Below are 242 nucleotides of genomic sequence, written 5' to 3' on the forward strand. Positions count from 1 at the left end.
GATGAATTGGCATTCGACGGCAACGTCGATGATCCGCCAGGGGCGGGATGCCGGAGAAACAAGGATGGCGAAGGCGCGGTGCAGCCGGCGATGTTGAATGTAGCTCGCGGGGCTCTGCGGCGCAAACAGGCGATAGAGGCTGGCGTGCGATAGCGCGAAGCGGCGGCATAGGTTCGTCACATCGAGCGAGGCTGTGCTCGGATTGTCCTCGATGTGCCGTTTGATTCGGGCGCGCAGCGCCT

At 63.2% G+C, this 242-nt stretch carries 1 pseudogene; it reads right to left on the reverse strand.

Going from position 1 to position 242, the window contains the following annotated elements:
* Nucleotides 1–242, reverse strand: a pseudogene (locus tag ACPYOJ_RS36420) (helix-turn-helix domain-containing protein); the annotation flags it as partial.

Source organism: Rhizobium sp. SVR5-9E, from assembly GCF_056755095.1.